Consider the following 19,859-nt stretch of genomic DNA (forward strand, 5'->3'; position numbering starts at 1 on the left):
CGCCTGCCCGGTGCTGGAACGTTAAGGGGACCTGTTAGCTCTTCGGGGCGAAGCGGAGAACTTAAGCGCCAGTAAACGGCGGTGGTAACTATAACCATCCTAAGGTAGCGAAATTCCTTGTCGGGTAAGTTCCGACCTGCACGAATGGCGTAACGACTTCCCCACTGTCTCAACCACAGGCCCGGCGAAATTGCATTACGAGTAAAGATGCTCGTTACGCGCGGCAGGACGGAAAGACCCCGGGACCTTTACTATAGCTTGACATTGGTATCTGAATTAGCTTGTGTAGGATAGGTGGGAGCCGGTGAAGTCTATACGCCAGTATAGGTGGAGGCAATCTTGAAATACCACTCTGGTTGATTTGGGTATCTAACTTCGGACCGTTATCCGGTTCAGGGACAGTGTCTGGTGGGTAGTTTAACTGGGGCGGTTGCCTCCTAAAGGGTAACGGAGGCGCCCAAAGGTTCCCTCAGCCTGGTTGGCAATCAGGTGTTGAGTGCAAGTGCACAAGGGAGCTTGACTGTGAGACTGACAGGTCGAGCAGGGACGAAAGTCGGGACTAGTGATCCGGCACTGGCATGTGGAAGCGGTGTCGCTCAACGGATAAAAGGTACCCCGGGGATAACAGGCTGATCTTCCCCAAGAGTCCATATCGACGGGATGGTTTGGCACCTCGATGTCGGCTCGTCGCATCCTGGGGCTGTAGCAGGTCCCAAGGGTTGGGCTGTTCGCCCATTAAAGCGGTACGCGAGCTGGGTTTAGAACGTCGTGAGACAGTTCGGTCCCTATCCGCCGTGCGCGTAGGATACTTGAGAAGGGCTGTCCCTAGTACGAGAGGACCGGGACGGACGAACCTCTGGTGTGCCAGTTGTCCCGCCAGGGGCACGGCTGGTTAGCTACGTTCGGAAGGGATAACCGCTGAAAGCATCTAAGCGGGAAGCTCGCTTCAAGATGAGGTATCCCACCCACTTTGTGGGGTAAGGCCCCCAGCTAGACGACTGGGTTGATAGGCCGGAAATGTAAGCCCGGTAACGGGTTCAGTTGACCGGTACTAATAGGCCGAGGACTTGACTACCAAGCTGCTACGCGTCCACTGTGCAACTCTGAACAAACACCACCCGCCAGGGGTTGGTTGACATGTTCATAGAGTTACGGCGGTCATGGCGGAGGGGAAACGCCCGGTAACATTCCGAACCCGGAAGCTAAGCCCTCCAGCGCCGATGGTACTGCACTCGGGAGGGTGTGGGAGAGTAGGACACCGCCGGACAAACCTTCAGTTCAGGGCCACCCCCACGGGGTGGCCCTGAACTGCGTTTCCGGCCGCTCACGAACGGCGCTGGACGCCCTCGCGGATCTCGCGGAACAGTGTCGCCGCCTCGGTGAGCGGGCGTCCCGGGAGCATGCCCATCGCCACACTGCCGTGATCCGCCCAGCCGCACACCGCGAAGTCGCCGCCGTCGCCGGTCGTCGTGCCGCACTTCATCACGCCACCGAGCCGGCCGGCGTCGACCTCGCGCACGCCGGCCACCTTGCCGGTCTCGTCGGCCATCAGGTCGAAGAGCGTGTCCAGGTCCCGTTCCGGCTGCCAGAGCAGGGTGGTCCCGCCGAACAGCAGCACCGACCGTTTCGCGTCCGCCGGGTCCGCGTAGACCGTACCGATGCTGTGGTCCAGCTCGATGTCGGCGGCGAAGCCGTCGCGCAGGTATTCGGCGGTGCTGCGGGCCCGTTCGCTGTCGTCACGGGTGAGTCCGGCCACGGCGTCCGGTTGGGTGAGCTGGGCGTCCTTCTCCTTCAGGACCCCCCAGCCGGCCAGGCCCAGTGCGCCGGCGCCGGCGACGCCGACCGCCAGCGCGGCGGCCAGCACGATCTTCCGGCGCCGGGAGGTGGGTTTGCGTTCGGGCTCCAGCGCGGGGTCGCGGCGGCTCAGCCGGATCGGCTCGTCGGTCAGCTCGACCGGACCGTTACCCCCGTCGACCGGCCGCTCGGTGAGATGCGCGTCGGACATGTCCGCCACCGTACGCGAATCACAGGTGGCGCACGTCGGGTCCCGGAAAGCCCTCCGTAGACTTTCAGGGTGACCGAGAGACTGGACGCCCGACGCCCCGACGCCCCGACCCTTGCCGGCCAGTACCAGCCCGGCGAGGTAGAGCAGCGACGGTACGAGCAGTGGGTAGCCGGCGGGCACTTCCGGGCGTCGGCGGACAGTGACAAGCCGCCGTTCACCATCGTCATCCCGCCGCCCAACGTCACCGGCTCGCTGCACATGGGCCACGCGTTCGAGCACACGCTGATGGACGCGCTCACCAGGCGCAAGCGGATGCAGGGTTACGAGGCCCTCTGGCTGCCCGGCATGGACCACGCCGGCATCGCCACCCAGAACCTGGTCGAGCGGCAGCTCGCCGGCGAGGGGTTGTCCCGGCACGACCTCGGCCGGGAAAAGTTCGTCGAGCGGGTGTGGCAGTGGAAGGCCGAGTCCGGCGGCGCGATCCTCGGCCAGATGCGCCGGCTCGGCGACGCGGTCGACTGGGACCGCGAACGCTTCACCATGGACGAGGGCCTCTCCCGGGCCGTGCAGACCATGTTCAAGAAGCTCTTCGACGACGGCTTGATCTACCGCGCCAACCGGATCATCAACTGGTGTCCGCGCTGCCTCACCGCGCTCTCCGACATCGAGGTGGAGCACACCGACGACGAGGGCGAGCTGGTCTCGATCCGCTACGGCGACGAGGTCGTCGTGGCCACCACCCGGGCCGAGACCATGCTCGGTGACACCGCGGTCGCGGTGCACCCGGACGACGAGCGCTACCGGCACCTGATCGGCACCGAGGTGGCGCTGCCGCTCACCGACCGGCGGATCCCGATCGTCGCGGACGAGCACGTCGACCCGGCCTTCGGCACCGGCATGGTCAAGGTGACGCCGGCGCACGACCCGAACGACTTCGAGATCGGCCAGCGGCACGACCTGCCCGCCCTGACGATCATGGACGAGCGCGGCGTCATCACCGCGCCCGGTCCGTTCCAGGGCCTGGACCGGTACGAGGCCCGCCCGGCGATCGTGGCGGCGCTGCGTGAGCAGGGCCGGATCGTGGCCGAGAAGCGGCCGTACCTGCACGCGGTGGGGCACTGCTCGCGGTGCAAGACGACCGTCGAGCCGCGGCTGTCCCTCCAGTGGTTCGTCAACACCGGCCCGCTGGCGAAGGCGGCCGGCGACGCGGTGCGCGACGGCCGGGTGAAGATCGAGCCGGCGGAGCTGGCCAAGCGCTACTTCGCCTGGGTCGACAACATGCACGACTGGTGCATCTCCCGCCAGTTGTGGTGGGGGCACCGCATCCCGGTCTGGTACGGCCCGGCCGGCGAGATCGTCTGCGTCGGCCCGGACGAGGCGCCGCCGACCGGCGACGGCTGGCGGCAGGACGAGGACGTGCTCGACACCTGGTTCTCCAGCGGCCTGTGGCCGTTCTCCACCCTCGGCTGGCCGGAGCAGACCCCCGACCTGGCGAAGTTCTATCCGACGAGCGTCCTGGTCACCGGCTACGACATCCTGTTCTTCTGGGTCGCCCGGATGATGATGTTCGGCCTGTACGCGATGGACGGCGTCCAGCCGTTCGACGTGGTGGCGCTGCACGGCATGGTGCGCGACGAGCACGGCAAGAAGATGTCGAAGTCGTTCGGCAACGTGGTCGACCCGCTCGACTGGATCGACCGGTTCGGCGCCGACGCCACCCGGTTCACGCTGGCCCGGGGCGCCAACCCGGGCCAGGACGTGCCGGTGAGCGAGGAGTGGTGCCAGGGCTCCCGCAACTTCTGCAACAAGCTCTGGAACGCCACCCGGTTCGCGCTGCTCAACGGCGCGCACACCGAGGGTCCGCTGCCCGTGGCCGGCGACCTGTCGACGGTCGACAGGTGGATCCTGTCCCGGCTGGCGCACGTCACCGCGGAGGTGGACGAGCAGTTCGAGGCGTACGAGTTCGCGAAGGTCTGTGATCTGCTCTACCACTTCGCCTGGGACGACGTCTGCGACTGGTACGTGGAGTTGAGCAAGCCGGTGCTCGCCGAGGGCGGGCCGGCGGCGGACGCCACCCGGCGGGTGCTGGGCCACGTGCTGGACCAGCTCCTGCGGCTGCTGCATCCGGTGATCCCGTTCGTCACCGACGAGCTGTGGACCGCGCTGACCGGCGCGGAGACGCTGCTGCGGACGGACTGGCCGGTGGCCGACCGTACCGGCATCGACGACGCCGCGGAGGTGGAGGTCGCCACGTTGCAGCGGGTGGTGACCGAGGTCCGGCGGTTCCGTTCGGACCAGGGGCTGCGGCCGACGCAGCGGGTCGCCGCCCGGCTCGACGGCCTGGCCGGCGCGGGCATCGCGGCGCACGAGCCGCTGGTCCGGTCGCTGGCCCGGCTCGACGCGCCCGGCGACGACTTCCAGGCCGCCGCCACGCTCGCCATGCCCGGCGAGGTCAGTGTCGCGCTCGACACCCGCGGCGCGATCGACGTGGCCGCCGAGCGGGCCCGGCTCACCAAGGACCGGGCGGCGGCGGAGAAGGAGGCCACCCAGGCGCGGGCGAAGCTGGACAATCCGGCGTTCGTCGGCAAGGCGCCGGAGCCGGTGGTCGCGAAGATCCGTGAGCGGCTGGCGGTGGCCGAGACGGACCTGGTCCGGATCGACGCCGCGTTGCAGGCGTTGCCCTCATGAGCGCGAGGAGTGAGCCGGGGTTGCGAGCCCCGCAGTCGCGAACAAAGGATGGCTCCGCGTGAGTGACCGTAGCGATCACGCCGCGTTCGCCGAGGTGGAGGCCGCGCTCAATGCGCGCGGCTTCACCCGGATGCGGTTCGAGCTGGAGAAGATCGAGAGTCTGCTGGACCTGCTGGGCAGCCCGCAGCGGGCGTACCCGTCGATCCACCTGACCGGCACCAACGGCAAGACCTCGACGGCCCGGATGATCGACTCGCTGTTGCGGGCGTTCGGGCTGCACACCGGGCGTTACACCAGCCCGCACCTGGAGACCGTGCGGGAGCGGATCAGCCTGGACGGCGAGCCGGTGAGCGAGGAACGGTTCGTGGCGACGTACCGCGAGATCGCGCCCTTGGCCGAGCTGGTCGACCAGCGGGTGGCCGAACCGCTGACGTACTTCGACCTGACCACGGCGCTGGCGTTCGCCACGTTCGCCGACGCCCCGGTCGACGTCGCGGTGGTGGAGGTGGGGCTGGGCGGCGCGGAGGACGCGACGAACGTGATCCAGGCCGGCGTCGCCGTGATCACCCCGATCGGCCTGGACCACACCGAGTGGCTGGGCGACACGATCGAGGACATCGCCCTGCACAAGGCGGGCATCATCCACCCCGGCGCCACCGTGATCGCGGCGGCGCAGGAGGACGAGGCGGCCCGGCCGATCCTGGAACGCTGCGCCGAGGTCAACGCCACCGTCGCCCGGGAGGGCGCCGAGTTCGGGGTGCTGCGCCGGGCGGTCGCCGTCGGCGGCCAGGTGTTGAACATCCAGGGCCTGGGCGGGGTGTACGAGGAGGTCTTCCTCCCGTTGCACGGCGCGCACCAGGCCCAGAACGCGGCCGTGGCGCTGGCCGCGGTGGAGGCGTTCCTGGGCGCCGGCGCGCGGCGGCAGCTCGACATCGAGGCGGTCCGGGAGGGCTTCGCCGCGGCCAGCTCCCCGGGCCGGCTGGAGCGGGTACGCAACGCCCCCACGGTGCTGCTCGACGGCGCGCACAACCCGCACGGGATGGCCGCCACGGTCACCGCGTTGCAGGAGGAGTTCGCGTTCAGCAAGCTCGTCGGCGTGCTGGCCGTGCTCGGCGACAAGGACGCCGCAAGCCTGCTCGAACTGCTCGAACCGGTGCTCGACACGGTCGTGGTCGCGGCGAACAGCTCCCCCCGGGCCATGCCCGTCGACGAGCTGGCCGAGCTGGCCCGGGAGGTCTTCGGCCCGGACCGGGTGCAGGTGGCCCGGGACATGCCGGACGCCATCGAGGCGGCCGTGGCCGAGGCCGAGTCCGACGTGCCGGGTGAGCTGGCCGGCGTGGGCGTCCTGATCACCGGTTCGGTGGTGACCGTGGCCGACGCCCGCCGGCTGTTCAAGCGATGACCGGCCCGGAGCCGCGCCCGGACACGCAGCCGGGTCCGGGCGGCGAGGCGGGTCCAGGCGGCGAGGCGGGTCCAGGCGGCGAGCCGGGTCCAGGCGGCGAGGCGGGTCCAGGCGCGGAGCAGCGCCCGGAGCGGCCGGGTGGCGCGGGTCCGGGCGGCGTCCGCCGGTCCGGGCTGCGCAACCCCGACAAGGCGGTACGCGGCCTGGGCGCCGGCACGCTCTCGCTGGAGGCGCTGGTGCTGTTGCTGGCCATCCAGCCGATCCGGGTGGTCGGCGGTGACCTGGGCGGCGCCGCGGTCGGCGCGATCGTCGCGCTGGCGGTGGCCTGCGTGGTGTTGGCCGGGATGATGCGCCGCGGCTGGGCGTGGCACGCCGGCACCGTGGTGCAGGGCCTGCTGCTGCTTTCCGGTCTGCTGCACTGGTCGCTGCTCGTGCTCGGGGTGATCTTCGCGCTGGTGTGGGCGTACGCGTGGCACGTGCGGCGGGTCATCCTCGGCTGAGCGCTGTTTCTCGGTTAAGCGGGGCCCCTTCCTATACCGCAGGCGTTAAGAAGGGGCCCCGCCTTGCATCTCAGGCGTCGGCGAGGGACCGCCACTGGGTGAGCGCGACGCCGTGACCGTCGGGGTCGCGGAAGGCAGCGGCCCACACCTCCAGCTTGGTGCCCCGGTTGACCACGCGCGGGGCGTACGTGAAACGCACGCCGCCCTCGCGCAGCCGCTCGTACGCCGCCTGGATGTCGTCGACCTCCAGGTTGACGTGCACCAGCCGGCGGCTGATCGGGGCGGCCCCGGTGACCCGGCGCAGCACCAGCCGGGTCGGCCCGGAACCGAGCACGGCGTTGCCCTCGCCCCGGTCCAGCTCGTCGAAGCCCAGCTCCCGGTAGAAGTCGAGGGACCGGTCCAGGTCGGTGACGAGCAGGGTGATGCCGACGCCGCTGATCGGGCTGGCCAGCTCGTCCGGCTCGGCGGCGCCGGTCGGGCCGAAGATCGCCTCGTCCAGCTCCCGCGGGGTGGGCGGCGCGTCCGGCTCCGGGGTGTCGAGCGGCACGTCGATCGACTCCACCGGCACGGTGTCCGGGGCCTGCTCCTCGGCCGGCGGACGGGGCGACGGCGCGCGTCGGGGGAGCCGGCCGAGCGGGAGCGGCTCGACCAGTTGCCCCTCCAGCACGACCGGGCCGCCGGGGCGCTGCGGGCGCATCACCACCGGCTCACGTTCCTCGGGCCGGGCCGGGACGTCGGCCGGCAGCGGGTCCGGCGCGGGCGGGTAGTCGTCGCGGAAGTCGTCCTCCGGGGCGCGTCCGGCCCACGGCGGGGCCTCCTGCCCGATGAGCGTCTCGTCGGGCGGGTCCGCCTCGGCGTACTCGGGGGGCAGGTCGGCGGGCGTGCCGACGCTCTCGGCGTGGGTGGGCACCTCGTCCCAGAGCACCCGGACGTGGCGCTGGTCGTCGAGGGCCACCCGCACGGGCAGCGCCTGGCCGAGCGAGGGCCACTTGGCGACCGGCACCCGAGGCTCGATGATCTTCTTGGATCGGGGCGGCAGCCCCGGGGCGTCGATCACCAGTTGCAGCTCGCAGCGGCCGAACGCGTACTGGCTCGGTGGTTCGGAGGCGCTGTGCACGTGCCCCAGGCCGACCACCCAGGTGCGCCCGCCGCCGCGCACCATGGCCAGGGCGACCGCCAGCACCAGCAACGCGACGCCGAGCGCCACGATCGCCCAACTGGTCATGCCGAGCCCGAACAGGGTCACGAAGGTGGCCACGGTGCCCAGCACCGCGCCGATCAGTTTGCGTACCGGCGCGATGGTGCGGTTCCCGCCATTCGCCACAGTGGACCTCCCAGGGGTTCCAGGGCCAGGCTAGGCCGCCACGGCGGGCCAGGGAAGATGCAGCCGCCGCGCCGGAGCCGGGACCGGGTCGCTACGCTGACCGTACCCAGCCCAGCCGGTTTGAGCGCACAGGAGGCAACAGCGTGTCCAGCAGCAGCCCGGACGAGCGGACGCTCGTACTGATCAAGCCCGACGCGGTGCGCCGTGGTCTGGTGGGCGAGATCCTGTCCCGGTTCGAGCGCAAGGGCCTGCGGATCGACGCGCTGGTGAACCGGACCATGGACGGCGACTTCGCCGACCAGCACTACGCCGAGCACGTCGACAAGCCGTTCTACCCGCCGCTGAAGACGTTCATGACCGGCGGCCCGCTGGTGGCGCTGGTGCTCTCCGGCGACCAGGTGATCGACGTGGTCCGCGGGATGATCGGCAGCACCGACGGCCGTAAGGCCGCCGCCGGCACCATCCGCGGCGACCTGTCCCTGTCGAACCGGGAGAACCTGGTGCACGCCTCCGACTCGGTGGACAGCGCCAAGCGCGAGATCGCCCTCTGGTTCCCCGAGCTGGACTGACGTCCTTCCGACGGCCCCGGTCCCCGCACGGGACCGGGGCCGCCGCGTGCGCTCAGCCGCCGATCCGGGTCAGTTTGTCGGGGTTGCCGACCAGGTAGAGGTCGGTGATCCGGCCGTCGGCGGCGGCGACGCCGAGGGTGTACCGGAGGCCGCCCGGCCAGCTCAGCACCAGCGCGGGCGCACCGTTGAGCTCCACCGGCGTGGCCCGCACCCCGGGGCGGCGGCGGCCGTACACGCCGGCGAAGAACCGGGCGATCCGGTCCGCGCCGTACACCGGGTTGCGGGCCGCGCGGATCCGTCCGCCGCCGTCGGACCAGGCGGTGGCGTCGGCCGCGACCAGGCCGGTCAGCCGGGCCAGGTCGCCGTCGCGGGCGGCGGCGAGGAACGCGTCGAGCAGCCGCCGCTGCTCGGCCGGGCCCGCGGTGAAGCGCCGCCGTTCCCCGGCGAGCCGGGACGCCGCGCGGTGGTGCAGCTGGCGGCAGTCCGCCGCCGACCGGTCCAGGATGTCGCCGATCTCCGCGTACGGCATGGCGAACGCGGTGTGCAGCACGTACACCGCCCGTTCCGGCGGGGTGAGTCGCTCCAGCAGGTGCAGCAGGGCGGTGGAGACCGACTCCCGCAGCTCGACGGTCTCCAGCGGCCCGAACGGCGACGGGTCGGTGCGGACCGGTTCGGGCAGCCACGGGCCGACGTACGTCTCCCGGGCGGCCTGGCGGGCGCGGAGCCGGTCCAGCGCCAGCCGGGTCACCACCCGGGACAGGTACCGGCGTGGCTCGGCGACCGTCTCCCGGTCGACGTCGAGCCAGCGCAGGTACGTCTCCTGGAGCACGTCCTCGGCGTCGTGCAGGCTGCCCAGCAACCGGTACGCCAGCCCGAGCAGCATCGGCCGGTGCGCGGTGAGCGCACCGGCCGCCTCCGCCGCGCCGATCGCGGTCACACCTCGCGCGGCGGCTCGGTCCGGCTGCTGATCACGATCCGGTTCCACACGTTGATTGTGGCGATCGCGATGACCAGGTCGGCCAGCTCCCGCTCCGACCAGACCTTCGCGCCGGCGTCCCACACCTCGTCCGGCACGCCGTGCTCACCGAGCCGGGTGACCGCGTCGGTCAGGGCCAGCGCGGTCCGCTCCCGCTCGTCGAAGAACGACGGGGCCTCCCGCCAGGCGGACAGGACGAAGAGCCGCCGGTCGTCCTCCCCGTTGGCAAGCGCCGCCCGGGTGTGCATGTCCACGCAGAACGCGCAGCCGTTGAGCATCGACGCCCGCACCTTCACCAGCTCCAGCACGGTGTGGTCCAGGTTGCCCCGGATGTACGTCTCCAGCCCGCGCACCGCCGCGTACGCCTCCGGCGCCACCGCCGCCACGTTGATCCGGCTCACTGTTGCCTCCCTCGTGTCGTCCGTACGTGGGCACGACGGACTCCGGCCCGGCCGGCGTGACGACCCGGCGGTGTGACGGTCGTCATGGCGAGGTCTGGACAGCCGTCGTTGAGGCGCCGGCCACCTCGGTCGGCGTCTCCGGTCATGTCCGGCCGGTAGACCGGGCTGGCGAGATCGTCGAACCGGGGAGGACCCATGACGCACATCGACCGACGTACGCTGCTCGGCGCCGGCCTGGTCGCCGGCGCGGGAGCCGCCGGCGGCGCGCTTCTCGGCGCGCCCGGCGCGTTCGCCGCCCCCGGATGGCGGCGCAGCGGCCGGCCGCTGCTCACCCACGGCGTGCAGAGCGGCGACGTGACAGCCGACTCGGCGCTGGTCTGGACCCGGGCGGACCGGCCCGGCCGGATGCTGGTCGAGGTGGGTCGCCGGCCCGACCTGCGCGCCGCGCGGCTGGTGCGCGGCCCGGTGGTCGACCCGACCGGTGACTTCACCGGCAGGGTCCGGCTGCGTGGCCTGCCGTCCGGCGAGCGGCTGCACTACCGGGTACGGGTGGAGAGCCTCGACCGGCACGGGGTGGACAGCGCGCCGCTGACCGGTTCGTTCACCACCGCGCCGGTTCGGCACCAGCGGCGGGACGTGCGGTTCGTCTGGACCGGCGACATCGTCGGGCAGGGCTGGGGGATCAGCCCGGACTTCGACGGCCTGGCCATCTTCCGGGCCATGCGCGAGCGCCGCCCGGACTTCTTCCTGTGCAGCGGCGACACCGTGTACGCGGACGGCCCGCTGACCGAGCGGGTCACGCTGCCCGACGGCCGGACCTGGCGCAACCTGGTGACCGCGGAAAAGAGCAAGGTCGCCGAGACGCTTGCCGAGTACCGGGGGCAGTTCGCGTACAACCTGCTCGACGAGCACCTGCGGGCCTTCGCCGCGCGGGTGCCGCAGGTCAACCAGTGGGACGACCACGAGGTGCTGAACAACTGGTACCCGGGGGAGATCCTGGTCGACGACCGCTACACCGAGAAGCGGGTGGACGTGTTGGCGGCCCGGGCCCGGCAGGCGTTCCACGAGTGGCTGCCGGTGCCGGACGGCGGACCGCTGTACCGCCGGCTGTCGTACGGGCCGCTGCTCGACGTCTTCGTGCTCGACATGCGGACCTACAAGGACCCGAACGACGGCAACACGTACGCCGACCCGGCGCGCGGCCTGCTCGGCCGGGCGCAGCGGGATTGGCTGGTCCGGGAGCTGAAGGCGTCCCGGGCCACCTGGAAGGTGATCGCCAACGACCTGCCGATCGGCGTGGTGGTGCCGGACGGCCCGGGCGCCCAGGAGGGCGTGGCGCAGGGCGACTCGGGCGTGCCGGCCGGCCGCGAGCTGGAGTTCGCCGAGGTGCTGCGCTCGGCGCACCGGGCCGGCGTGACAGGCCTGGTCTTCCTCACCGCCGACGTGCACTACACGGCCGCCCACCACTACGACCCGGCGCGCGCCGCGGTGGGGGACTTCAGCCCGTTCTGGGAGTTCGTCTCCGGCCCGGCGCACGCCGGCGCGTTCGGGCCGAACGCGCTCGACGGCACGTTCGGCCCGCGGGCCGTCTTCGTGCACGCGCCGCCGGTCGCGAACACCTCCCCGGCCGAGGGCTTCCAGCACTTCGGCGAGGTGGAGATCGACGCCGAGACGGCGGCTCTCACGGTGCACCTCCGCGACCGCACCGGCGCGTCCCTCTGGACCACCACGCTCCCGGCGCCCACCCGCCGCTGAGGTGTTAAGCGGGGCCCCTTCCTCTACCGAATGCGTTAAGAAGGGGCCCCTCCTTACTCGGAGGCGGAGCGGGTGAGGGAGCGGGTAGGCTTGGGCGCACAGGCGACGACCCGGCCATCACCGGCGAGCCTCCGGAAGAACAGCCGGGCAACCGGCCCAGTAGAACCGGACGGGACGGCCCGTCACAGCCGACCAATGAGCGGGCGGTCGCACCTTGACCGCCAAGCGGGGTGGTACCGCGGGCCAGCCCGGGGGCGTCGCACGGCGTACCCGGAGAGGTTCGTCCTCGCAGACCCACCGACGAGTGAGCTGCGCGAGGAGAGCGACCCCCGATGGCCTATCCGTTGCACGACCCGAGCGGCGCCGGCGTCCCGGCGAGCCCGGACCTCCCCGCGGTCGAGCGCCGGGTGCTGGAGCACTGGACCGCCGACAAGACCTTCGAGGCCAGCGTCGAGGCCCGTCCGGCCGGCGACGACGGCAAGAACGAGTACGTCTTCTACGACGGCCCGCCGTTCGCCAACGGCCTGCCGCACTACGGCCACCTCTTCACCGGGTACGTGAAGGACGTGGTGCCGCGCTACCAGACCATGCGCGGGCGGCACGTGGAGCGCCGGTTCGGCTGGGACTGCCACGGCCTGCCGGCGGAGGTGGTGGCCGAGAAGCAGCTCGGCATCACCACCAAGGCGGAGATCCTCGACCTCGGCGTGGCCCGGTTCAACGACGCCTGCCGGGCCAGCGTGCTGGAGTTCACCCAGGACTGGGAGCGGTACGTCACCCGGCAGGCCCGCTGGGTCGACTTCGACAACGACTACAAGACGCTCGACCTGGACTACATGGAAAGCGTCATGTGGGCCTTCAAGACCCTGCACGACAAGGGTCTGGTCTACGAGGGCTTCCGGGTGCTGGCGTACTGCTGGCGGTGCGAGACCCCGCTGTCGAACACCGAGACCCGGATGGACGACGTCTACCGGGACCGGCACGACCCGACGCTGACCGTGTGGTTCGAGCTGACCCCCGACGAGACCGCGCCGGAGCTCGTCCGGGGCCCGGTGAAGCTGGGCGTCTGGACCACCACGCCGTGGACGCTGCCGTCGAACCTGGCGCTCGCTGTCGGCCCCGACATCCGGTACGCGGTGCTGGAGCGCGACGGGCAGCGCCACCTGGTCGGGGAGTCCCGCCTCGGCGCGTACGCCAAGGAGCTGGAGGGGTACGAGCAGGTCGGCTGGGTGACCGGCAAGGCCCTCGTCGGGCGCCGCTACACGCCGCTCTACGACTTCCTGGTCGAACCGGCCGGGCCGAACGCCTACCAGGTGCTCGGCGCGGAGTTCGTCACCACCGAGGACGGCACCGGGATCGTGCACCTGGCGCCCGCGTTCGGCGAGGACGACCAGAACACCTGCAACGCGGCCGGCATCCCGACCGTGGTCACGGTGGACGACCACACCCGGTTCACCGCGCTCGTCCCGCCGTACCAGGGCGAGCAGGTCTTCGACGTGAACAAGCCGGTGATCCGGGAGCTGAAGGAGCGGGGGGTGGTGCTGCGGCAGGACGTCTACACCCACTCGTACCCGCACTGCTGGCGCTGCGACACCCCGCTCGTCTACAAGGCGGTGTCGTCGTGGTTCGTCGCGGTGACGCGGTTCCGGGACCGGATGGTCGAGCTGAACCAGCAGATCAACTGGACGCCGGGGCACATCAAGGACGGCTCGTTCGGCAAGTGGCTGGCCAACGCCCGGGACTGGTCGATCAGCCGGAACCGGTTCTGGGGCTCGCCGATCCCGGTGTGGCGCTCGGACGACCCGAACCACCCGCGCGTCGACGTGTACGGCTCGCTCGACGAGATCGAGCGGGACTTCGGCGTACGCCTGACCGACCTGCACCGGCCGGCGGTGGACGACCTGGTCCGCCCCAACCCGGACGACCCGACGGGCCAGGCGATGATGCGCCGGGTGCCGGAGGTGCTGGACTGCTGGTTCGAGTCCGGCTCGATGCCGTTCGCCCAGGTGCACTACCCGTTCGAGAACCGCGACTGGTTCGAGCACCACTACCCGGGTGACTTCATCGTCGAGTACATCGGGCAGACCCGCGGCTGGTTCTACACCATGCACGTGCTGGCCACCGCGCTGTTCGACCGGCCGGCGTTCCGCAACTGCCTCAGCCACGGCATCCTGCTCGGCTCGGACGGGCGCAAGATGTCCAAGAGCCTGAAGAACTATCCGGACGTCTACCACGTGTTCGACTCCTACGGGTCGGACGCGATGCGGTGGATGCTGATGTCGTCGCCGGTGTTGCGCGGCGGGGACATGGCGGTCACCGAGACGCTGATCCGGGACGCGGTGCGCCAGGTGCTGCTGCCGCTGTGGAACGTCTGGTACTTCTTCTCGCTGTACGCCAACGCGGACGGCTACCAGGCCCGTCGGCGAACCGACTCGACGAACGTGCTCGACCGGTACGTGCTGGCCAAGACGAACGAGCTGGTGGCGACCGTCGGCGCGCAGATGGACGCGTACGACATCTCCGGCGCGTGCGCGACCGTCCGGTCCTACCTGGACGCGCTGACCAACTGGTACGTGCGTCGCTCGCGGGACCGGTTCTGGGCCGGCGACGCGGACGCGTTCGACACGCTCTGGACCGTGCTGGAGACGCTCTGCCGGGTGGTGGCGCCGCTGGCGCCGCTGACCGTCGAGGAGATCTGGCGCGGCCTGACCGGCGAGCGGTCGGTGCACCTGACCGACTGGCCGTCGGCCGACGAGTTCCCGGCCGACCACGAGCTGGTCTCCGCGATGGACAACGTCCGGGCGGTCGCCTCGGCCGCGCTGTCGCTGCGCAAGGCGAAGGGCCTGCGGGTCCGGCTGCCGCTGGCGACGCTGACCGTGGCGTCGCCGGTCGCCGACCAGCTCCGGCCCTTCGCCGACCTGGTCGCCGACGAGGTCAACGTGAAGGAGGTCGTGCTCACCGGCGAGGTGGCGGCGTACTGCCAGCAGGTGCTGACCGTGGTGCCGCGGGCGCTCGGCCCGCGCGTCGGCAAGAAGGTCCAGCAGGTGATCAAGGCGGTCAAGGCGGGGGAGTGGGAGCTGCGCGACGGCGCCCCGGTCGCCGCCGGGGTCACCCTGGCCGAGGGCGAGTACGAGCTGCGCCTGGTCGCCGCCGACGCGGAGCACTCCGCGCCGCTGCCCGGTGGTGAGGGCGTGGTGGTGCTGGACACCGAGGTCACGCCGGAACTGGCCGCCGAAGGGCTGGCCCGGGACGTGGTCCGGGTGGTCCAGCAGGCCCGCCGCGACGCCGACCTGGACATCTCCGACCGGATCACGGCGACGGTCTCCGCGTCCGAGGAGGTGCGCGCGGCGGTGGCCGCGTTCCGCGACTTCGTGGCGCGGGAGGTGCTGGCCGAGAGCGTCGACGTCGCTTCCGGCTCCGCCGACCTCGACGGCTTCGCTGGCGAGGTCGGCGACGGCGAGCGGGTGGTGGTCACCGTCCGCCGGGTGTAAGGAGGGGCCCCTGCTTAACGCTTTCGGTATAGGAGGGGCCCCCGCTTAACCGGGCGCACCGAGCGGGTGGACTGCGGGCCACCCGCTCGGCCGAGGGTGACGGCGTCGGCTACCGTGACAGCGCCTGTTTCGCGTACGACCGCCGGAGGACCCGTGCCCCTGCTCTACACCATCGGCAAGCTCACCGTGGCGCCCGCGCTCCGGTTGGCCTTCCGGCCGCACGCGGAGGGGTTGGAGCACATCCCGGCGACCGGCGGCGCGATCTTCGCGGGCAACCACCTCTCCGTCGCCGACGAACTGCTGCTCGGCACCGTGGTGCCCCGGCACCTGGCGTTCTGGGCCAAGTCGGAATACTTCAGCGGCACCGGGCTCAAGGGCGGCTTCTCCAAGTTCGTCCTCACCGGGCTGGGCGCGATCCCGGTCGAGCGGGGCGGCGGGCGGGCGGCGCTCTCCGCGTTCGACGCCGCGATCCCGGTGCTCCAGGCCGGTGACCTGGTCGCCGTCTACCCGGAGGGCACCCGCTCCCCGGACGGCCGGCTCTACCGCGGTCGCACCGGCGCGACCCGGCTGGCGGTGGCCGCCGGGGTGCCGATCATCCCGGTCGGCGTGACCGGCACCGACAAGGCCCAGCCGATCGGGACCCGGGTGCCCCGCCCCGGCCGCGCCAAGATCACCATCAAGTTCGGCAAGCCGATCGACTTCACCGGCCGACCCGACGACCGCGCGTCGCTGCGGACCATGACCGACGAGCTGATGGCCGAGATCCAGAAGCTCACCGGCCAGGAGTACGTGCCGCGCTACGCACCGAAGCGCAGCGAGCAGCCGCCGGCCTGACCCGCCCGGTCAGGACTGCTTCGGGACCACCACCTGCTGGCGCAGGTCGTTCAGCAGCCGGCCGCTGTCATCCACGGACAGCCGGGTGAACACACCTGTGGTCAGGCTGCCGTGGTCCACCGAGGTGCACACCACCACCGTGTCCCCGTCCGCCCGGCCGACCGCGCAGCGCTCGTAACGGCCCCGGACACCGGTGTCCACGGTCACCGAGGGTTGCAGCTCGTAGTCGCCGGCCAGGCGCTTCAGCTCGGCCTCGGCGTCGGACTCCGGGCTGAACCGCAGGCCGGTGCTGCCGAAGAGGGTCACCCGCTTGCCGTCGTTCGTGGCGTAGATGCCGGCGAACGTGTCCTCGGCGAGCAGGTGCGCCTGGCGTACCTGGCCCTTCAGCTTCTCGGCGTCGGCCTGGCTGCGTTCGTCCTGACGCAGCCGCATCGAGTCGAGCTGGTCGGGGAGGCTGGCGCTGGCCGGATACTGGCTGGACAGCGGCTGGACCCACCAGAGCGGGACGCCGCAGCAGCACGCCACGGTGAGCAGCAGCACCCAGGGCCAGCGGCGTCGTCGGCGTACCGGCACCGGCACGTACCCCTTGGGGGCCTGCCACCCGGGCGGCGGCGCGGCCGGCGGCGCGGTCTTCCCCCGGCGCTGCTTCGGCGGCCGGGCCGGCTGGGGCGGCCGGGACGGGACGACCGGGCCCGGCGGCGGGGTGTGCGCCGGCGGTGACACCGGCCGGGCGGCCGGCAGACCCGGGTACGGCGGGTGGCGCGCGGGCGGTGCTGCCGGCGGACCCGGGTACGGCGGGGTGTGCGCGGGCGGCGACACCGGGTGGGCCGGATGCGGCGCCGGTGGGGCCGGCACCGGCCAGGGCATGGTGTACGGCGTCGTCGCCGGCAGCTCCGGCAGCTCGGCGGAGGGAAGGTTCCACCCGGTGGTGTCCACCCCGGCCCACGGGTCGACCGGGGTGGCGTGCTCGGGCGAGTCGATCGGCGGCACCGGCGTGGGCTCGGCGGACTCGCCCCAGCCGCGGCGGCGTGCCGGCGGGGGCGGGACCGGGGCGGAGCCGCTCCACCTGGGTACCTGCGGTTCCACGCGGGTGGGCGATGGGCCGTCCTCGACCCGGGTGGGCGGTGGCGCGTCCTCGACGCGGGTGGGGTCGACGACGGGCGGAGCCGGTGCGACGGGGGCGGGCACGCTCGCGGAGCCACGGGCACGACCCGCCCGGCCGGCCGGCTCGGTTCCGGGGCCGTCGGTCGTCGCAGCGCCGGTCGTCGCCGCAGCCGTCTCCGCCGTCGCTGGCTGCCCGGGCTCGTCGGCGTCCTTCGTCGCGGTCGGCGCGCCCTCCGTCGTCGGCGGCGCGTCGGGTGCCGACGGCGCGGCGGTCGCTGGCGGCGCGTCCGTCGTCGACGGCCCGTCGGCTGCCGGCGGCGCGTCGGTCGCTGGCAGCGCGTCGGGTGCCGACGGCGCGGTGGCGTCCTCGGCGTCGGCCGGTGTCGGTACGGCGGTCGGCGGCTCGGTGACGGTCGGCTCCTCAGCCCCGTCGGCCGGCCGGCCCGCCCCCGGCTGCGGCTGCGGCATCGCGGCAATCTCCTCTCGCGCCCGTTGCGAGGTTAGTACCGCCCCGCCACCCAGCACGAATTCCGCCCCGCCCCGGCCTCCTGCTCGGGCGATCAGGAGTTCGGAGCGTCGGACAGCGCGCAACTCCGTGATCAACGCGGCGGACGCGGTCGCGGCCGTGGGCGTGGGCGGGGTGGAGGGCGGGGGCACCGCGTACGCTTGGGCATCATGAGTGCCCTGTCCACGACCCCACGTCCGCCGGCCGCCAACTCGGTGTGGCCCCGCCTGGAGCCGTTGCTGCCGCAGGTGACCAAACCCATCCAGTACGTGGGTGGCGAGCTGGGCGCGGTGGTCAAGGACTGGGACGCGGCGACCGTCCGCTGGGCGCTGATGTATCCGGACGCGTACGAGGTGGGCCTGCCCAACCAGGGTGTGCAGATCCTCTACGAGGTGCTCAACGAGCTGCCCGACGTGCTCGCCGAGCGCACCTACGCGGTCTGGCCGGACCTGGAGGGGCTGATGCGCGCCCACGGCGTGCCGCAGTTCACCGTCGACGCGCACCGCCCGGTGCGTGACTTCGACGTGTTCGGTGTCTCGTTCTCCACCGAGCTGGGCTACACCAACCTGCTCGCCGCGATCGACCTGGCCGGCATCCCGCTGCTCGCCGCCGACCGCACCGACGCCGACCCGGTGATCGTGGCCGGCGGGCACGCCGCGTTCAACCCGGAGCCGATCGCCGACTTCATCGACGCCGCGGTGCTCGGCGACGGCGAGGAGGCGGTGCTGGAGATCACCGCGATCGTCCGGGAGTGGAAGGCCGAGGGCGCGCCCGGCGGCCGGGACGAGCTGCTGCTGCGGCTGGCCCGCACCGAGAGCGTCTACGTGCCGCGTTTCTACGACGTCGACTACCTGCCCGACGGGCGGATCCAGCGGGTCGTGCCGAACCGCCCGGACGTGCCGTTCCGGGTGCACAAGCGCACGACGATGGACCTGGACGCCTGGCCGTACCCGAAGAAGCCCCTGGTCCCGCTCGCCGAGACGGTCCACGAGCGGTACGCGGTGGAGATCTTCCGGGGCTGCACCCGGGGTTGCCGGTTCTGCCAGGCCGGCATGATCACCCGCCCGGTGCGCGAGCGTTCGATCACCACGGTCGGCCAGATGGTGCAGCAGGGGCTGGAGTTCTCCGGTTTCCACGAGGTGGGCCTGCTGTCGCTGTCGTCGGCGGACCACTCCGAGATCGGCGACATGTGCTCCGGCCTGGCCGAGCAGTACGAGGGCACGAACGTCTCGCTCTCGCTGCCGTCGACCCGGGTGGACGCGTTCAACATCGACCTCGCGCAGGAGTTGTCCCGCAACGGGCGGCGGACCGGCCTGACCTTCGCCCCGGAGGGCGGGTCGGAGCGGATCCGCAAGGTCATCAACAAGATGGTGTCGAAGGACGACCTGATCCGCACCGTGGTCACCGCGTACACCAACGGCTGGCGGCAGGTGAAGCTCTACTTCATGTGCGGCCTGCCGACGGAGACCGACGAGGACGTGCTCGAGATCGCCGACATGGCGCACGAGGTGATCCGGGCCGGGCGCGCGGCGACCGGTTCGAAGGACATCCGCTGCACGGTCTCCATCGGTGGCTTCGTGCCGAAGCCGCACACCCCGTTCCAGTGGGCGTCGATGTCGACGCCGGAGGTCATCGACGGTCGGCTCAAGCTGCTCAAGCAGGCGATCAACAGCGACCGTTCGCTGGGTCGGGCGATCGGTTTCCGCTACCACGACGGCGAGCCGTCGCTGATCGAGGGCCTGCTGTCCCGGGGCGACCGCCGGGTCGGTGCGGTGATCCGCCGGGTCTGGGAGAACGGCGGCCGGTTCGACGGCTGGAGCGAGCACTTCTCCTACCGGCGCTGGGTGGACGCCGCGGCCGAGGTGCTGCCGGCGTTCGGCGTCGACCTCGACTGGTACACCACCCGCGAGCGTACGGAGCTGGAGGTCCTGCCCTGGGACCACCTCGACTCCGGCCTGGACAAGGACTGGCTCTGGCAGGACTGGCAGGACTCGCTGTCGGAGTACGAGCAGGACGACTGCCGCTGGACGCCCTGCTTCGACTGCGGCGTCTGCCCGTCCATGGACACCGAGATCCAGATCGGCCCGACCGGCCGGAAGCTGCTGCCGCTGACGCCGGTCGGTGGTCTGCGGCAGCCCGCCGCCGCGGGCTGAGCGCGCCACGTCTGCCGGAGCGCGGACGCCCCGAGGGGCGTCCGCGCTCCGTCGCGTTTCGGGCGGGTCGCCCGCCCGCCGGGGCGGGGCTGCCCGCAGTGGTGGTTCCTCGATACGCTGCGTCCGTATTGGACCGGCCCCGGGCCGGTAGCGGG

At 71.9% G+C, this 19,859-nt stretch carries 13 protein-coding genes and 2 rRNA genes (1 of these 15 cut by a window edge); 10 read left to right on the forward strand and 5 right to left on the reverse strand.

All coding sequences use genetic code 11. The annotated features are described in order from the left end of the window. A 23S ribosomal RNA gene (locus O7602_RS05195) occupies positions 1-1,075 on the forward strand; it begins 2,033 nt to the left of the window's first position. A gap of 75 nt (positions 1,076-1,150) precedes the next feature. After that, positions 1,151-1,267 (forward strand): 5S ribosomal RNA (gene rrf, locus O7602_RS05200). Between the two features lie 57 nt (positions 1,268-1,324). Here the strand turns inward: rrf and O7602_RS05205 are convergent. Beyond that, a complete protein-coding gene (locus tag O7602_RS05205; protein ID WP_281587078.1) occupies positions 1,325-2,005 on the reverse strand; it encodes a hypothetical protein in 681 nt (226 codons plus the stop codon). Positions 2,006-2,074: 69 nt separating this feature from the next. On the opposite strand from O7602_RS05205, the gene O7602_RS05210 reads away from it, so the two are divergent. From O7602_RS05210 to O7602_RS05220, 3 genes are all read left to right on the forward strand, one after another. Further along, complete coding sequence (locus O7602_RS05210; protein ID WP_281587079.1) at positions 2,075-4,693, forward strand: valine--tRNA ligase; 2,619 nt, start codon at positions 2,075-2,077, stop codon at positions 4,691-4,693. A gap of 130 nt (positions 4,694-4,823) precedes the next feature. Beyond that, the gene (locus O7602_RS05215) at positions 4,824-6,095 is read left to right on the forward strand and encodes a folylpolyglutamate synthase/dihydrofolate synthase family protein (protein ID WP_281590125.1); all 1,272 of its coding nucleotides are present in this window, start codon (positions 4,824-4,826) and stop codon (positions 6,093-6,095) included. Further along, positions 6,092-6,595 carry a DUF4233 domain-containing protein gene (locus O7602_RS05220; RefSeq protein ID WP_281587080.1) on the forward strand — a complete coding sequence of 168 codons (504 nt, stop codon included), beginning with the start codon at positions 6,092-6,094 and terminating at the stop codon, positions 6,593-6,595. The genes O7602_RS05215 and O7602_RS05220 overlap by 4 nt, the downstream gene beginning before the upstream one ends. Positions 6,596-6,665: 70 nt before the next feature. Here the strand turns inward: O7602_RS05220 and O7602_RS05225 are convergent, their stop codons facing one another. Then, positions 6,666-7,919: a VOC family protein gene (locus O7602_RS05225; protein ID WP_281587081.1), complete on the reverse strand. Its 1,254-nt coding sequence runs from the start codon at positions 7,917-7,919 to the stop codon at positions 6,666-6,668. 143 nt (positions 7,920-8,062) lie between these two features. Here O7602_RS05225 and ndk point away from each other — a divergent pair, with 143 nt between their 5' ends. Beyond that, the gene (ndk, locus tag O7602_RS05230; protein WP_281587082.1) at positions 8,063-8,488 is read left to right on the forward strand and encodes a nucleoside-diphosphate kinase; all 426 of its coding nucleotides are present in this window, start codon (positions 8,063-8,065) and stop codon (positions 8,486-8,488) included. Positions 8,489-8,540: 52 nt separating this feature from the next. Here ndk and sigJ read toward each other — a convergent pair whose 3' ends face one another. Together sigJ and O7602_RS05240 are read right to left on the reverse strand one after the other, a co-directional pair. Further along, complete coding sequence (sigJ, locus tag O7602_RS05235) at positions 8,541-9,473, reverse strand: RNA polymerase sigma factor SigJ (protein ID WP_281587083.1); 933 nt, start codon at positions 9,471-9,473, stop codon at positions 8,541-8,543. Further along, positions 9,422-9,865 (reverse strand): carboxymuconolactone decarboxylase family protein, encoded by a 444-nt coding sequence (locus O7602_RS05240; protein ID WP_281587084.1) that lies wholly within the window; start codon positions 9,863-9,865, stop codon positions 9,422-9,424. The genes sigJ and O7602_RS05240 overlap by 52 nt, the downstream gene beginning before the upstream one ends. Positions 9,866-10,060: 195 nt before the next feature. Here O7602_RS05240 and O7602_RS05245 point away from each other — a divergent pair, with 195 nt between their 5' ends. From O7602_RS05245 to O7602_RS05255, 3 genes are all read left to right on the forward strand, one after another. Further along, a complete protein-coding gene (locus tag O7602_RS05245) occupies positions 10,061-11,620 on the forward strand; it encodes an alkaline phosphatase D family protein (RefSeq protein ID WP_281587085.1) in 1,560 nt (519 codons plus the stop codon). 332 nt (positions 11,621-11,952) lie between these two features. Then, positions 11,953-15,108, forward strand: coding sequence for an isoleucine--tRNA ligase (ileS, locus tag O7602_RS05250; protein ID WP_281587086.1), 3,156 nt, complete (start codon positions 11,953-11,955; stop codon positions 15,106-15,108). A gap of 153 nt (positions 15,109-15,261) precedes the next feature. Beyond that, positions 15,262-15,942 carry a lysophospholipid acyltransferase family protein gene (locus tag O7602_RS05255; protein WP_281587087.1) on the forward strand — a complete coding sequence of 227 codons (681 nt, stop codon included), beginning with the start codon at positions 15,262-15,264 and terminating at the stop codon, positions 15,940-15,942. Positions 15,943-15,951: 9 nt separating this feature from the next. On the opposite strand, the gene O7602_RS05260 is transcribed toward O7602_RS05255, so the two are convergent. After that, the gene (locus O7602_RS05260; protein ID WP_281587088.1) at positions 15,952-17,514 is read right to left on the reverse strand and encodes a hypothetical protein; all 1,563 of its coding nucleotides are present in this window, start codon (positions 17,512-17,514) and stop codon (positions 15,952-15,954) included. Positions 17,515-17,721: 207 nt separating this feature from the next. Between O7602_RS05260 and O7602_RS05265 the strand changes: the two genes are divergently transcribed. Next, entirely contained in the window at positions 17,722-19,704 is a 1,983-nt protein-coding gene (locus O7602_RS05265) for a TIGR03960 family B12-binding radical SAM protein (protein WP_281587089.1), read from the forward strand. The last annotated feature ends 155 nt before the right edge of the window (positions 19,705-19,859 follow it).

Source organism: Micromonospora sp. WMMD1128 (assembly GCF_027497235.1).
In the GTDB taxonomy this organism is placed as follows: Bacteria; Actinomycetota; Actinomycetes; order Mycobacteriales; family Micromonosporaceae; genus Micromonospora.